Annotated in this window: 12 protein-coding genes; 6 read left to right on the forward strand and 6 right to left on the reverse strand. The window is 43.9% G+C overall.

All coding sequences use genetic code 11. The features are described from left to right. The first annotated feature begins 264 nt into the window (after window positions 1–264). From L0P88_RS15200 to L0P88_RS15225, 6 genes are read left to right on the forward strand one after another with little or no spacing between them, the layout of a single operon-like run. Window positions 265–3,144 (forward strand): TonB-dependent receptor, encoded by a 2,880-nt coding sequence (locus L0P88_RS15200; RefSeq protein ID WP_247130784.1) that lies wholly within the window; start codon window positions 265–267, stop codon window positions 3,142–3,144. Window positions 3,145–3,148: 4 nt separating this feature from the next. Then, window positions 3,149–4,687, forward strand: coding sequence for a hypothetical protein (locus L0P88_RS15205; protein WP_247130785.1), 1,539 nt, complete (start codon window positions 3,149–3,151; stop codon window positions 4,685–4,687). 50 nt (window positions 4,688–4,737) lie between these two features. Then, the gene (locus L0P88_RS15210; protein WP_247130786.1) at window positions 4,738–5,964 is read left to right on the forward strand and encodes a mandelate racemase/muconate lactonizing enzyme family protein; all 1,227 of its coding nucleotides are present in this window, start codon (window positions 4,738–4,740) and stop codon (window positions 5,962–5,964) included. After that, a complete protein-coding gene (locus L0P88_RS15215) occupies window positions 5,961–7,295 on the forward strand; it encodes a glycoside hydrolase family 28 protein (RefSeq protein ID WP_247130787.1) in 1,335 nt (444 codons plus the stop codon). The genes L0P88_RS15210 and L0P88_RS15215 overlap by 4 nt, the downstream gene beginning before the upstream one ends. Next, a complete protein-coding gene (locus L0P88_RS15220) occupies window positions 7,292–8,542 on the forward strand; it encodes a beta-L-arabinofuranosidase domain-containing protein (RefSeq protein ID WP_247130788.1) in 1,251 nt (416 codons plus the stop codon). Before L0P88_RS15215 ends, L0P88_RS15220 begins: the two co-directional genes overlap by 4 nt. After that, window positions 8,529–9,953: a glycoside hydrolase family 28 protein gene (locus L0P88_RS15225; RefSeq protein WP_247130789.1), complete on the forward strand. Its 1,425-nt coding sequence runs from the start codon at window positions 8,529–8,531 to the stop codon at window positions 9,951–9,953. The genes L0P88_RS15220 and L0P88_RS15225 overlap by 14 nt, the downstream gene beginning before the upstream one ends. A 338-nt stretch (window positions 9,954–10,291) precedes the next feature. On the opposite strand, the gene L0P88_RS15230 is transcribed toward L0P88_RS15225, so the two are convergent. The 6 genes from L0P88_RS15230 to L0P88_RS15255 form a co-directional block, all read right to left on the reverse strand. Continuing rightward, window positions 10,292–11,368 carry a sensor histidine kinase gene (locus tag L0P88_RS15230; protein WP_247130791.1) on the reverse strand — a complete coding sequence of 359 codons (1,077 nt, stop codon included), beginning with the start codon at window positions 11,366–11,368 and terminating at the stop codon, window positions 10,292–10,294. A 31-nt stretch (window positions 11,369–11,399) separates the two neighbouring features. Continuing rightward, a complete protein-coding gene (locus tag L0P88_RS15235; protein WP_247130792.1) occupies window positions 11,400–11,900 on the reverse strand; it encodes a DOMON domain-containing protein in 501 nt (166 codons plus the stop codon). A gap of 1 nt (window position 11,901) precedes the next feature. Further along, window positions 11,902–12,324 (reverse strand): nuclear transport factor 2 family protein, encoded by a 423-nt coding sequence (locus tag L0P88_RS15240; protein WP_247130793.1) that lies wholly within the window; start codon window positions 12,322–12,324, stop codon window positions 11,902–11,904. A 134-nt stretch (window positions 12,325–12,458) separates the two neighbouring features. Continuing rightward, window positions 12,459–13,250: a LytR/AlgR family response regulator transcription factor gene (locus L0P88_RS15245; RefSeq protein WP_247130794.1), complete on the reverse strand. Its 792-nt coding sequence runs from the start codon at window positions 13,248–13,250 to the stop codon at window positions 12,459–12,461. 318 nt (window positions 13,251–13,568) lie between these two features. Then, window positions 13,569–13,715: a hypothetical protein gene (locus L0P88_RS15250; protein ID WP_247130795.1), complete on the reverse strand. Its 147-nt coding sequence runs from the start codon at window positions 13,713–13,715 to the stop codon at window positions 13,569–13,571. Between the two features lie 8 nt (window positions 13,716–13,723). Next, a complete protein-coding gene (locus L0P88_RS15255) occupies window positions 13,724–15,364 on the reverse strand; it encodes a UxaA family hydrolase (protein ID WP_247130796.1) in 1,641 nt (546 codons plus the stop codon). Window positions 15,365–15,454 lie beyond the last annotated feature (90 nt).

The following is a 15,454-nucleotide window of genomic DNA, read 5'->3' on the forward strand; positions in this document are numbered from 1 at the left end:
TCATCTGAAATTACATATAGATATGTAATCGATTGCGCAATTTATGATAATTATATGAAAGTGTAAAATTCTCCCATTCCAATTTAAGATCTTCTATTTAAGGTTATATTTATTGGGATAAATACATTTTTACCATATAAAATTTGGGATTTTGATATTTCTTTATTATTTATGCAATCGATTGCATAAAAGAAATGCGCGCACTCGTCTTTTGTAGCAATCATTTACCTAATTAACTAACTAACTCATTAAAAAGGTTGCAGTATGTATCAAATGCTCTATAGGTTAAAATGGCACCTTTGTTTTTTTCTGACATTCGGTTTGGGATTATCTGGGAATGCCAATTGTGTACTATATGGCGGGGCAAACCCGCCATTTCAAAGTTTTGGAACGATAACGGGGAAGATAATGGACGATCAGGGCGAGGTATTGCCTGGGGCCACCGTGGTCATTCGTAATTTAAACGCTGGGACAAGTACCTCGTTGGATGGGCTTTTTCAGTTGGATAAAATACCTTTTGGCACCCACCAAGTGGAGTTTTCGTACATCGGATATCAAAAACAAATCTTGGAAGTCAATGTGGATAAGGATTTGATGGCTCTTGATGATGTTGTCCTGAACCCCGAACTTAATCAATTGGGAGAGGTTATCATCACGGGAAGTTTTGATGGACAGCAAAGGGCATTGAACCAACAACGAAATGCGGACAACATCAAAACCATTGTCTCATCGGATTTAATAGGCCGTTTCCCCGATATCAATGTGGGTGAGGCCATGCAACGTGTTCCCGGGGTCAATATTGATAGGAACAATGGTGAAGGAAGTATTGTAAAGATTAGGGGGACTCCCCAAAACTTTACGACAATAGCCGTTAATGGGGAGCAGATTCCTACAACGGATGAAGCAGGCGGCAGAACCGAAAGTCTCGATTTAATACCTGCAGATCAATTGGCCTCCATGGAAGTGAGCAAAGCCATTACCCCGGATATGGACGGTGATGCCGTAGGAGGTGCCATTAATTTGATTACGCCAACGGCCACGTCCTCCACAGGTAGGGTAAAAGGTACCATTTCCGGTGGCTACAACAATTTGTTCGATAAAGGAAGCCAGGTGTATCGAATTAAATTGGATAAACGATTTGCCGACAACAAATTTGGTGTGTTATTGGGGGGAAGCTATTACAACACCTTCAATGGTGAGGAGCGTTTTGAGGCTACCTATCGGAATCGATTTGTTGGTTCTCCCAAAAGCGGTCCTGATATCGACCCGAATGGCTTTGAAGCTTTCGTTCTTGATGATTATAGGCTCAGACCGTTGTTAAATGAGAGGACCCGGGTAGGGGTCAATACCACTTTTGATTATCGTTTTTCCGAGAATTCTTCCCTTATCTTCAAGGCCACCTTTAACAGACTGGAGGACGAATCCTTAAGAAGAAGAACACGCTTTAGACCAAGGAATAATTACAACGATTCCTCAAATCCGAATGTGGCGGGTCCCGACAACGATGTCCGTGTGCGCAGGGACATCAACGATAGGGTCATTACCAGGGAAAATATTAACATATCCTTGGAGGGTAACCATCCCTTGGGGGATTTTGCCAAGCTGGACTATGCCATTAATTACTCCAGAAATGAAAGGCGACTGCGAAGCGATCGCTTTGTCTTTAGGGAACGGGACTTGACCCTTGTTCAGGAAAGGGATGGTGATTTTACCATTTTTTCCTCGCCCGATTTTGACTTTGAGGATTACAGCGCCTATGATTTCAATTCGTTTCAACAAGACAAGCCCATCTTAAATCGAGGGGATAATACGGTGGCTCGATTGAACCTAACAGTTCCCTTTCGATTGGGGAATAATTCAGGAGAATTCAAAACAGGTGGAAAGTATCGGGATTTGGACAATATACGGAGAAGAAATACCGTCGAGTACAATGCTTTTGACGGCCCTTACAACTTAAGTCAGGTTTTGGATGGTCATGATGGTACCATCTTCGATGGCCGCTATCAAATGGGGCAATTTCCCAGTCCAAATGCTGCAAGGGAGCATTTTAGATTGTTTCAAAATGCCTATCAATTTGATGAGAATGCATCCAGAATCAACACAGAGAGTTTCTTCTTTAATGCTGGGGAAGACGTATATGCAGCTTATGTTCAGGGTAAGATTCAGTTAAAAAAATTACGGATACTGGCGGGAGTTCGTTATGAAAAAACGGATGTGCTCTATGATGCCCTCGAATTACAGATTGAACCGCCTGCCCAAGATGGGGCTCCAGCAGTTCCCATTTCGTCCGAACCCATATCCGGGGATAATTCCTATGATTTTTTATTGCCTATGGTGCATTTAAAATATGACTTGGGTGAACGAACAAATCTACGGTTTGCCTATACCCAATCCTATGCAAGGCCAACTTTACAGGATTTAGTTCCTGCAGAGAACATCAACTTTGCCGATCAGCAGTTGACAAGGGGCAATCCAGATTTATTGCCTGCGGAGTCCAATAACTTCGATTTGCTTTTTGAGCATTACCTCAAAGGGGCAGGGGTTATTTCCGGTGGGGTCTTTTATAAAGACATTTCTACGTTCATTTTTAGACAGTTTTCCAATGTGGATTTCAACAATGAACTGTTTCTGTTAAATGAACCGGTCAATGGGGATGAGGCCAGATTGATTGGGGTTGAGCTCAACTTTGTGAAGAAACTTGATTTTCTTCCGGGCTTTCTCTCAGGCTTGGGCATATTTGCAAACTATACCTATGTGAATTCGGATAGTAGTTTTTCCTTCTTAAATGATGAGGGAAACCAGGAAGTGCGCGATGGCGTCACTTTTCCAGGTCAGGCAGACCATACTTGGAATGCCGCCATTTCTTATGATAAAGGCGGATTTAGTTCGCGGGTATCGTTGAATTACAACGGAAGTTCCCTATTTAGCCCTGCCAATACCCCGGACCTTGATTTCTTTTTGGAAGAGCGCTATCAGTTGGATATCAATGCCTCTCAGGAGATTACGGATAATCTAACCCTGTTCGTTGAGTTCATTAACCTCACCAACGATCCAGTGGTCACCTATCAATCCATTAGGAGCCAAGTGGTCAATTATGAAATCTATGATTGGTCCGCTCGGTTTGGAGTTAACTTTAAATTCTAGGAAAATGTCGTTAAAAAAGTATTTAGGAATAGGGCTTTGCTCATTGTTTTTGCTTATCTCATGTAGCGAGGAAGAAGATAACGGGGTATTGACTTTTGAGGCACCAAGTGTGGATTTATCCCTTGAAAGTGGTGAATTTAGGATAGGACAGACCATTAGAGTGGACGTTTCCTTTGAAGCCTCTGCTTTGTTCAGAAATTTTGTGGTACAAAGAGGGAGTACGATAATTGATCAAATCAATTATTCGGATCGGACGGAAGGAGAGGACAATTATAGTTTGGAGTTTTTTATCACAGAAAACTTATTGGGTACCACCCAAACGTTCACCTTTACCGTGACCGATACTTTCGGTGAAACCGATACAGCCACATTTGCGGCAACAGTATCTGAAGTGGCTCCTACCTTTACCATTGAAGATGTGGAAATTAATGGAACCTCTTTTAAGCTGGTAAAGGGAAGAATAAATTTTGATGAATCCTTTGATAATGAAAATCTGTGGTTATTAAAAGGAGCAGTTACTGTTGAAGATATCACCACATTATCTATACAGGAGGGAACTTCAATTTTTGCTATGGATTCCATAGTACCTGCTAGTCCACCCCTGCAACCAGACCCAATAATTATTTCTGGTACCTTGGATGTGCAAATAGGGGGAGCACTTATAGCAGAGGGAACGCAAGAGAATCCTATACTGTTTAACACTATCAACGTAGCACCTAATCAGCCCGAAACCCCGGATAAGGGAGATTGGCTCGGAGTGGTACTCCGTGGGGATGATTCTCCAGAAGACAGTTCTGGAATTTTGAAGTATGTCCGTATAGAAAATGGGGGCAATGGCGATGAAGCCCTCCAACTCAGGCAGGTTGGCGGTGCAACCACAATTGATTATGTGCAGGTTCACAACACGGATGATACCGGTATTCGAATGCGTGGAGGCTATGTAAACTTAAAACACATTTTGGTGACCCAACCGGATGATCGTGGAATCCGATATAGCGATGGATGGGAAGGCAATGGACAATTTTGGGCGATTGTAACTGATGTGGATGATAGTATTGGTTTGAATGGAAGGGACACAGACGAATCTCCTAGAAACTCAGATGCCGTTATGTCCAATATTACGGTAATTGGACCAAATATCGTAGGGGATGGACCAGGGGATACTGAAGGGGTGCGCTTGCGCGATGATGCGAATGGAGCATTCCATAACACTATAGTCACAGGTTTTGATGATTCCTTTCGAAATAGGAATGGTGGGACTATGGTCATTAAGAATTCAGCGGTTTTTGGCAATGGTGCGGATGGGGATGACGATGGCCTTCATATCAGCGTAAGCAATGATTTTAGGGACCCTGCCAACAATAATTCGGAAGATGAAATTGTCCTGACGGATATTTTTGTGGGCATTTCTACTGCCAATTCATCCGATGCCTCCACCTTAGGGAATTTCTTTGATGCAGTAAATTTTGTGGGCGCAGTTTCCCCGGATGATGATTGGACGCTGGGCTGGACCCTTAATTTTGATGGTACGCCCAGGGAATAAATAAAGTTTAAGTTGAGTTGATTGGTTCTAATTTCAGGAAATTGTAATGGATGAATAGATTGGAATTCATTAAAGCGATTTCATCGGCAACCTTGGCAACAGGGTTGCCTTTTCCCATTGGCGCGGTCACGTGTAAAGGGATTTCAACCCTGGACGATTATCGCGGGATGGCCAGGGATGATGATTTTGTCATTAAGGATATCGACACTTTTATGCTTAAAAAAGCACTCTTTGTGTCCGTAGAACTCAATAACGGTAGCAAAGGCTGGGCAGAGGCCATGCCCAATGACAAGCGGAGCTCCCGTACGTTGATTGAAAAAACACTAAAAAACTACTTTGAAGGGACCAATATCTTTGATGTAGGGAAAACATGGGACCACTGTATCAAGTCCGAATACGATTTAGGGCCAGGCGGACTCCTGACATACTCCATTTCCGGAATTGACTGCGCCATCTACGATGTTATGGGGAAAGTGGTACAAAAACCGGTGTATGAACTATTGGGGGGTAAAATCAGGGATTCAGTGGAAATCTATGCCAGTTTTACCCGTGATGTGTACCCCACTCCCCAACAAGCAGCGGAAAAAGCAAGGCAATTGGTTGGGGAAGGATATAAGACCCTAAAGTTCCGCATGCGATGGGGATTGGAAAACCAAGATCCACCCAACGACAATACAGTGGCCTTTGCAGGGGCATTGCGGGAAGCAATTGGTCCAAACATCAATTTGGCCATGGATGCCAATATGGGGCATACTAGGGAAAGGGCCATAGCATTGGGCAAGGAATTGGAAGCTTTTGACCTTGCCTGGTGGGAAGAACCCACCGCACCTTATGACTATGAAGCCATAAAAGCCATTGTGGAACAGGTGGACATTCCCATTGTCTTTGGGGAACATGCCTATACTGTGGAACAGATTCAGCATTTGTTGACCTACGGTGGATCATGGGCGGTGAACCCCGACCTTCTAAAATGTGGTGGTTTTACAGGCGGAAAACAGATTGGGGACTACATTGCCAAAAAAGGCGTAAAACTGGTCGCCCATAACTCCAGACCCTCTTTAAGCACGGTTTGCATGCTCCATTGGGTGTGTGCCACTAAAATGGCAAGCCTGCCCCAGGAATTTGCACTGCGGGAAAAGGCCCCCGGAGCCTTCGATTGCCTTAAGGGATTTCCCGAATTTAAAGATGGTCGCCTCTATATCAGCGATAGGCCTGGTCTCGGGGTCGAGGTAGATGAAGAACAGGTTAGGGCATACGATAAAAAGTACACCAAATGATGGGGCATTTTCAACGGTTGTTCCTAATTTTCCTGGTGATTTCGAACGCCTCCTGCCAAAAGGCCAAAGACCAGGTGTTCAATATACTTGACTTTGGGGCCGTTCCGGATGGCAAGACCCTCAACACGCAAGCCATTCAATTGGCGGTAGACCAAGCCTTGAAAAAAGGAGGCACGGTAAAAATTCCCAAGGGAACGTTTGTGACAGGGGCCATTGTCCTGGGACCTAACATCACCATACAATTGGATGAAGGGGCCACCTTATTGGCCAGTGGTGACATGAAGGACTACCCAAACAATCATTTTATCTCCGCACCCTATGCGGACAACCTAAAACTAATTGGGCATGGTACCATCAATGGAAATGGTACGGCTTTCTTTACCGAGGAGTGGAAGTTTTCGGAACGTCCGCAGCCCTGGATAGTTATCAGTGATGCAAAAAATGTACTTATTCGTGGCATCCACCTGGAAAATAGTCCCTCCCATGTCCTAAATCTGAATTTTTGCCAAAATGTGCTGGTAGACAGTGTTTCCATTAAAAATGACCCCAGAAGTCCAAATACGGATGGTATCGACATTAGAAATTCCAAGGACGTTACCGTGACCAACTGCGATATCCGTACGGGTGACGATGCCATTTGCCTTAAGGTAACCTCAAAAAAAGAGCTATGGTACGATCCAAAAGGCAATGCCAGGCCAAGAACTGTGGAAAACGTGCTGGTACGTGATTGCTATATTGAAAGTGACGATTCTGCCTTAAAATTAGGAACGGGGAGCGGCCATTTGACCCAAAACGTCACCTTTGAGAACATTACCATCCGAAAGACGCGATACGGTATGGCCTTATTTATGATGGATGGTGGTCTATACAAAAACATACGCTTTAAGGATATCGATGTTGAAACCGGCGCTCGCCACAGTCAGGAGTACGGTATTTTTATGGACATTCACCAACGGTTGGAAAACTCTCCTGTGGGGCAGATAGAAGATATTCGCTTTGAAAATTGTCAGTTCAACACCAAGGGCATTTTCTATTTGTCCGGACATCCCCAACAGCACATCTCCAATATCGTTTTGAAAGATATTGGAATAACCCTTAGTGGGACGTTGGACACCTCCAAATGGAAAAAACCGAAAGGGAACAGAAAAGTAAAGGACTGGCCTTCAACTGCTGACTTTGTCCGTGAAAAAGGACGGTTTATTGTGGCCCATACGGATAACCTGACCTTGGAAAACATTAGGGTACAACATCCAAAAAACGAGGATACCCCCTTCTTTTGGTCGCAGGACACTACCTTGGATACCTTAAATATCAAAATCCTTCCACAATGAAGCGAGTTCCCTTTTTTCTACTTTTGTTTTTAGCTCTTCAGGCCTGTGGTCAAAAACAACAACTGGGGCTTTCAAACGGCTACAGGGCAAAGATTGAGGCCTCTTTACATCTGGGGGTACAACATGCGAGTGAAGCTTGTTTGGATGAGGATGGAAAAGCTAGGGGCGATTATGAAATGATTACGGGAAAATGGTCCGAATATGAACCTGCCTGGCATACGGGTCAATTGATCCAAGGGCTATTGGCGGCCTATGAGGTTACCCAAAATAAAAAGGCCCTTGAACAGGCAAAAAAAGCGGGGGATTGGTGGGTAAGCCTGCAATTTCCCAAAGGGCATGTTTTGGAAGGGTATTTGAAAGCAATTCATGGGGCCAGCGTGGGTAATTTGATCAATACGACCACGATTACGGATGGCACACCGGGCCTTTTCGACCTAACCGATAGTACTGGGGACACCAAATACGCAGAAGTCGCAACCGCTGCGGGGAAATGGATTTTGGATAATCTGTACCTTCCGGAACATAGGCTTAGTTACAACATCGTTGACCCCTTAACGGGGGAAATTTGGAAAGACCGAAGCCCCCATGCACAACATCAAGGCCATGAAATCACTATCCAACAAGTGGCACGGCCCAATGCCGAGGGCTATCTTTGGAAGGATATGTACCTTTTTAACGGTGAGCAACGTTACAAAAAAGCATTTTTGGCACTTTGTGATGGCCTTATAGAACGTCAAAGCGCTAATGGCTTTTGGATGGATTTTGAACCGAACGATTCAAATACCGGAAAAATCCACGCCCGATTCAATACATGGAATGCCGAAGCTTTGGTTGAGGCCTACACCCTTACCAAGGATAAAAAGTACTTAAGTGCAGCTATGAAAACTGCGGAGGGACTGGCTTCAATTCAACAGGAAAATGGGGTCATTTTTTATGTAAGCTACGCGGATGGTACCGTTGATGATCGTTCACCCTGTGGTTCGGGAACCGCTTTTGCAGGAATCCTCTGGTTGCGATTGATGGAACTGGGGAAACCGGACTTCTTGGAAAACATAAAAAAAGCTTTGGACTTTACCCTTAAAAATCAATTTTCCAAAGACCATGCCGATAAAAACCTGGCGGGAGGTTATTTTGAGATTCGACAAAAGACCAAAGGCAATGGACAGATGAAATTGATTTACAGGGATATTGCCACGGCATTTGGATTGCGATTTTTAAGTAAAGTATATCAATATGAATTTCTTTAGGTCAATGATCGGGCCGTCTCGAACCCTATTGGGATATCTTGGTTTTGGGAGCATTTTCCCAATGGTTTTACTGGCGTTTTGCTGCCTTGGCTGCAACACTTCCAAAAAAGACTTTACCAAGACCGTTGCCCAGCGGCACATAGCACGGGCATGGCAAGAAACCTATCCCAGGATTCTGGAACGGATACATCCACCAACCTTCCGTGACACCATTGTGGTGCTAAAGGATACTGTGGACTTTCGAAATCGCATCAACCAAATCATGATAACCCTTTCCAAAGCTGGGGGAGGAACCCTAAGAATAGCCCCCGGTGACTATCCAGTAAAGGGGAGCATTTTTTTACAATCAAATGTTCATTTGCATATTGGGGAGGGGGCAACGCTTCTTTTTTCCCCAAACCCCGAGGACTATTTGCCCATGGTCAAATCCCGTTGGGAAGGTACTTTTTTAATGAATTATTCCCCTTTGATCTACGCCGCGGATAATGAAAACATAGCGATAAGCGGTAAAGGCATGATTGATGGACAGGCTTCAAAAAGTTGGGCAGCATGGTTGGAATTACAGAAAGAAGACCAAAAAAAACTGAGGCAGATGGGCAATGATCAAGCTCCCTTGGAACAAAGGGTGTTTGGCAAAGGCCACTTTCTAAGGCCATCGGCCCTTGAATTCATCAACTGTAGCAATATCTTGTTGGAAGATTTTACAATTCAGGGAAGTCCCTTTTGGACCATCCACCCTGTATTGTCATCCAATATAACCGTCCGCGAACTGACCATTTTGGCAGGAACTTCCAATGATGACGGTATTGATCCCGAAAGCTGTACGGATGTGCTTATTGAGGATTGCATTTTTAAAACGTATGACGACTGTGTGGCCATAAAGGCAGGGCGAGATCAGGACGGGTGGGATTACCCTCCATCGGAGAATATCATTGTGCGCAATAACACTTTTGATACCAAAGTGGGTAGTGGTTTTTGTATCGGCTCCGAAATGTCCGCAGGGGTTCGCAATGTTTTTGTGGAAAACTGCAGTCTTTCGGTAAGTGAAAAACATGCCTTCCAGTTCAAGAGCAATCCCGATCGTGGCGGATTTATCGAGAATGTGTTCATCCGTAATATTCAGGCGGGCCAGGTAAAATATGGATTTGAATTTACCACCGACTACCATGGTTGGCGCGGAAACGAATACTTCACCCAATACCGTGATTTCTATTTCCAGAACATCCATATTGGCCGGGCAACAAAAAAGTCCATTACCATAAACGGCAGACCGGAAGCACCCATTGAACGGATTTATTTTGAGGACGTCACTGTTAAGGAGGCCAAACAACCGGAAGTGCTGAAACATACCAAACACATAGTGTTTTACAACACCAAGATCAACGATAGCCTACTGATTGATAAAAAATAAGTGATGCAAGTACAAAAGCTAGCAAAACACCTTGGACAAAAGGTAAAAAGAAAGGGGGTTGGATTGTTGGGACTTGATGGCCATTTTACAATTTTCGGCCCGCGAACCGCTATTGCAAAAAGCCAATAACTGACCATCGACCGCTTTGAACGGCAACTGGAAATATAGCATTGATTCATTAGGGGGGGAACAGAAAGGGGCTGATTTCGAACGGCGGATTCAAAAAGAAGGCCTTTTACGTGCTCCAAGAGTACTATCGTGAAATGGAAAAAAAGTGTGGCTATTCGGTGGAGTGATAGCGCTCTCCGGTATAGGTCAATACGAACTCAAGGCCAGTGCTATACCAAGGGCAATTTGATTTCGACCAAAGTCCCATCGTTCGTAGCCATAAGTTCAATGGAAGCCTTACCCTGGTAGACCTGCGTTAACCTGTCCTGCGTATTTTTAAGACCAATACCTTTTCCGTGTGTTGGTTTATGGCTTGTATAAGGTGGCCCTTCATTATAGATCCATAGTTTCCAATGCGAAGAATCGGTTTGTTCCATGCCCAGTTCTATTCGATTTGCCTTCTTGGATTTTGATATACCGTGTTTTATACCATTTTCAACAATGGGCTGCAAAATAAAATTAGGGATACGATGGTGCAACAATTCTTTCTTTTCATCAATCAAAATCTGGAGTTCTGGATTTCTAAACTTTTCGATTTCCAAATAAGTCCTTATGTATTCCAATTCCTTTTTTAGGGAGATCATATCATGTTTTGATTCCTGGAGGGAACACCTCAAAAAATCCCCTAGGCGCACCAACATTCCCGAAGCCCGATTGGTTTTTCCCTGTTCTATGGTACTGATTACATTGTTGATGGTATTGAACAGAAAATGGGGGGAAAGTTGGGCCTTAATAGTATTTAATTCGCTTAAAATCAGTTGTTTTTCCAGTGAAGCCGATTCCATTGCCCGTTTTTCGGATTCCCTATGGTATTGAAGGGCATGGGAACCACCAATAATGGCCATGTAGATAAAGAAATGCCAATGAAAAAGGTTTAAAAAGAATACCTTGAAATAGGTTTGGAATCCCTGCCAATTGACCGATCCCACCCCTAGGAAATTCCAGATGAGCGAATAAAGTGCCAGATAGGCCAAAACAATGAGAACAGCGAAAACGATATGTATAAAAACACCTTGAAAATAGGTTTGTCTATCGATTCTAAAGCGCTTTCCCAACCAAAAGATACCAGGACTAAAAAGGCCCCAAATACTCCATACCAACAACTGTATCCAAAAAAGTTTGAACCAGCTTTCCGTACCATTGGCATCAAGGACCTTTAGATAAAGTTGCGTGCTGGTAAATAGGGCGGCCACTACCCAAATCAAATGAATGGCCCATCTTTTTGGTCGCATTTTGGTCGAGTCCATGTAAAAAGGTACAAAATTGAATTTTATCCTATTAGGGTTTCAAGGTTATGGGAATGTGCCTTCGTACCCTGGAATGATGTTTAAAATCATCGGCCACGGAATAGGCCAGGATAAGCCAAAAACGCTTGCCCATTTCATGTTTGAAATCAAAAGGGTCCCCTGAACTAAGCGGAATGGAGAACTTGACCTTAGTAGTGCTGTTCTTTTCTTCAGAATCCAATAGTTCAATAGTGTGTTTGCCCCCCAAAGCTTCATCAGGTAAGGGGTTGCCTGCACTTTTTACGAAAAGGTCCACACATGAGGCTTCCCCCTTAACGATATTGAAGAGCAGGAGGTCGCTCCCTACAATGGAATTTTCGGTGTTGAACCCAACACCGACCCACCCTAAAGTTTCAGCTTTTAACTCACAGACCAAGTGCTTATCCGAAATGGTGTACGTTAATGATATGCCATCCGTTTGATGGGTCTGCTGGCCAAAAAGACCAACAGACACCAAAAGGCCCACTAAGAAGATTGTGCTTGAATACTTCACCTTACACTCCTTTGATTTCAGTGGTTACCCCAACAATTTCCCATTTGCCACTGTTCGATCTTGCCAGGGACAGCTGATAGAGGAAATCGTACTCCGAACTAACGGCCTGCAGTACCACCACTGCTAAGTTATCTCCCAAAAACTCCGCATGTTGGTAGTTGATTTTTCTTGGCTTTCCACCCAACTTTTTATCGGCGACCATCTTAATGTATTGTTCGGCCGTAAAGGTGTTGAACTTGCCGCCGATCAAAACATATTGAAGTGAACCGGGTTCCAATACATCTTCCAGCAGAGCGGCGTCCTGCTTATCGGCGCCTTTTACAAACTGGGCGGCAATTGTTTTAATGGCTTTCTTGGCATCTTGGGCATTTGCCGTTTGGTATACCAAGGCCATTGCAAATAAAATTAGGGATACTTTTTTCACTAACATGGTTTTTAATTTTAAAATTCAGGACAAACTTATCCGCAGTTCAAATGGTAAAAAAGGCGCGAGTTGCTAAGTGGGGGTTCCAAGTTGCGAAAACGGGAATTTAAGGATTGGGGAAAAGGATCACAAAATCAAATGCCCATTCTTTTTTTGAACTCCTGTTTCCGACTATTGGAAATTTTTAGGCGTTTTCCATTCTTTAGGATGGTCATACTGGCATGCTTATCAATATATTCCAAAGCTTCTACCTGGTCCAATGAAACAATATACGATCGATGGATTCGAAAGAATTCATGGGGGTTCAGGTTTTGTTCCAACTGATCCATGGACTCCCGGACCACAGTGGTTTTGCCTGCGGTATGTACCTCCACATATTGGTCAGAGGATTCAATCCATAGGATATTCTTTACCTCTATAAATGAGGTTTTGCCCACGGATTTTACTGCAATGCGTTTTACATAGGTGTCGTTGTCAGGAAATGCGGGTTTCCGTTCGGAAAAAGAAAGTAGGAGGTTTTTATAGTTTTCTGCGTTTTTTGCCAGTCTTTCCTTTTCAATAATGTCCGTTGCCCGATGGACCGCTTGTTCAATACGCTCTTTTGAATAGGGTTTTAAAATATAATCGACGGCATTTTTCTCAAATGCCTCAACGGCATAGGCATCATAAGCCGTGACAAACACAAAGTAGGGATAAGGTGGAGAACAGTTCTGGAGTACCTCCAAACCATTCATTTCGGGCATTTCAATGTCGATAAATACAATGTCGGGTCTGTTTTTTTGAATACCATCCAAGGCTTCCACTCCGTTTTGATAGGAACCGACAATGTCCAATGGCCCGACCTTGCCCAAAAAGAGGTGCAGCCTTTTTAAGGCCTCGACCTCATCATCAACCAAAATAACCTTGTACCTGTTTGTGGTGTTCATGCTTTAATTTAGGGATTTGTGTCCTTGAAAACTTGAAGCACTTAAAGATACAATTCGCGCCAAAAAGATCAAAGGCCATGGAAATGGCACAACGGACATTTCATTGAACCGCTATCGCATGCTCCAATCTCCGGAGTTCGGCCCAACCCTTTAACCGACCGATTCCCGTATATCCCGGATTGGTTTTTTATGCAGGTCGTCCAACATTTGATTTCTTCATGGATGGGTGCACTCTCCATTATGGCCCCAACCAATCCCGCTTCTTCAACTTGTTGTTTGCGCTTTTGTATTTCTTCCCTTGTCCGATATCCGAAAGGCTTACAGGGTCTTTTGGCCCGTACCGGCCCATGGGCTGTTGTAGCCTTTTTGCGGCAATGAATTTTTAAACCCCTGCATATGCCCCAAAACCTCTGTTCCGCCCGTAATCACAATTTTTTTATGGTTGATGTCGAATAGGTTGTTCATTTGCTACATCATAAGGAGATACCCCGTTTCCAAGGTATAAAATCGTCTTGATTTAATAATTGTGCCTTAGTTTTCATTTTTCCACTGGCCACTGCTATGATATGTTCCATCAAGGCTTCCCCCATTTGTCCAATGGATTTGTTTCCAGTAATGATTCCGCCGGCATCCACATCAACGATATCGGGCATGCGTTTGGCCAAATCAGTATTTGAAGAGATTTTGATGACCGGGGCAATAGGGTTTCCCGTTGGAGTACCCAATCCTGTGGTGAACAAGATGATATTGGCCCCGGAACCTGCCAAGGCCGTGGTACTTTCCACGTCATTGCCCGGAGTACACAAAAGGTTAAGCCCTGGATTTTTAACGTATTCTGCATAGTCCAGAACATCGGTGATGGGAGAGGTGCCCCCTTTTTTTGCCGCCCCGGCACTTTTCATGGCATCGGTAATGAGACCGTCCTTGATGTTTCCTGGACTGGGATTCATATCAAATCCTGAACCTACGGCTTCAGCCAGGGTTGAATAGGTCCTTATAAGATGGGTGAACTTTTTGGCAATGTCATCTTGAGTACAACGATCGATCAACTGTTGTTCCACCCCACAGAGTTCGGGAAATTCGGCTAAAATGGTTTTTCCACCAAGGGCCACCAAAACATCCGAGACATGACCTACCGCAGGATTTGCTGAAATCCCCGAAAAACCATCCGATCCCCCACATTCCAAACCTATGGTGAGCTTATCCAATGTTGCGGGCTGCCTTTTTAGGTTATTGGCAACAACCAGCCCTTGAAAGGTTTGCGCTATGGCCTTGGTCAATAAATCCTCTTCTTTCCCTTCTTGCTGTTGTTCAAAAATATAGAGTGGTTTGTTAAAATGGGGATGGAACTTCCTTAACCTTTCCTCTAAAATGGAAATCTGGGCATTCTGGCACCCCAGGCTTAAAATGGTTCCTCCTGCCACATTGGGGTTATTAAGGTAACCCGCGATGAGTGCACACAGCATTTCGGCATCCTGTCGTGTTCCGCCACATCCTCCCTGGTGGGTAAGGAACTTGATGCCATCCAAATTGTCAAAAATAGGTGATACGGTAAGCTCTTCTTCCAATACGTAGGGCTTTTCCATGGAATGGGCTTGCTCTTGGAAATTGGAAACCAACTGACGCACATAGTGTTTGTATTTATTGGGACGTACAAACCCCAATTCTTCCAGGAAGGCATCCTTCATGACCGAAACATTTCGGTTCTCACAAAAGACCAGGGGAATCACCACCCAATAATTGCCCGTGCCCACTTGTCCATCGGAACGATGATAGCCATCAAATGTTCGACTTTTGAACTTAGAGACATCGGGTTTGTTCCAGGACAGGTTTGGGATTCGTTTTCCAAAATCCTCGGTTTGGTGGGCCACATTGTCCACTGTGAGTGCTTCTCCGGGAGAAATGGGTTCACATGCCTTTCCCACCATACCACCATACATAAAGATGGTATCGCCCACGTTAAGATGTTGTGCCGAAAACTTATGCTTGGCCCTAATGGATTCCTTTAACGAAAAAACAGTGCCGTTGGAACGGATTTCGGATTGCGCCTTCAAGTCATGTAAGGCCACCAAAACATTGTCTCTTGGATGAATTTTAAGGAAATTATGTTGCATTTAAAATTAATTCACTAATATTGTGCAATCGATTGCACAAAGTAAATAAAAATTTTGTACTTTTTGTGTAATCACAAGAAAATATCCGGT

It is taken from the genome of Muricauda sp. SCSIO 64092 (assembly GCF_023016285.1).
In the GTDB taxonomy this organism is placed as follows: domain Bacteria; phylum Bacteroidota; class Bacteroidia; order Flavobacteriales; family Flavobacteriaceae; genus Croceivirga.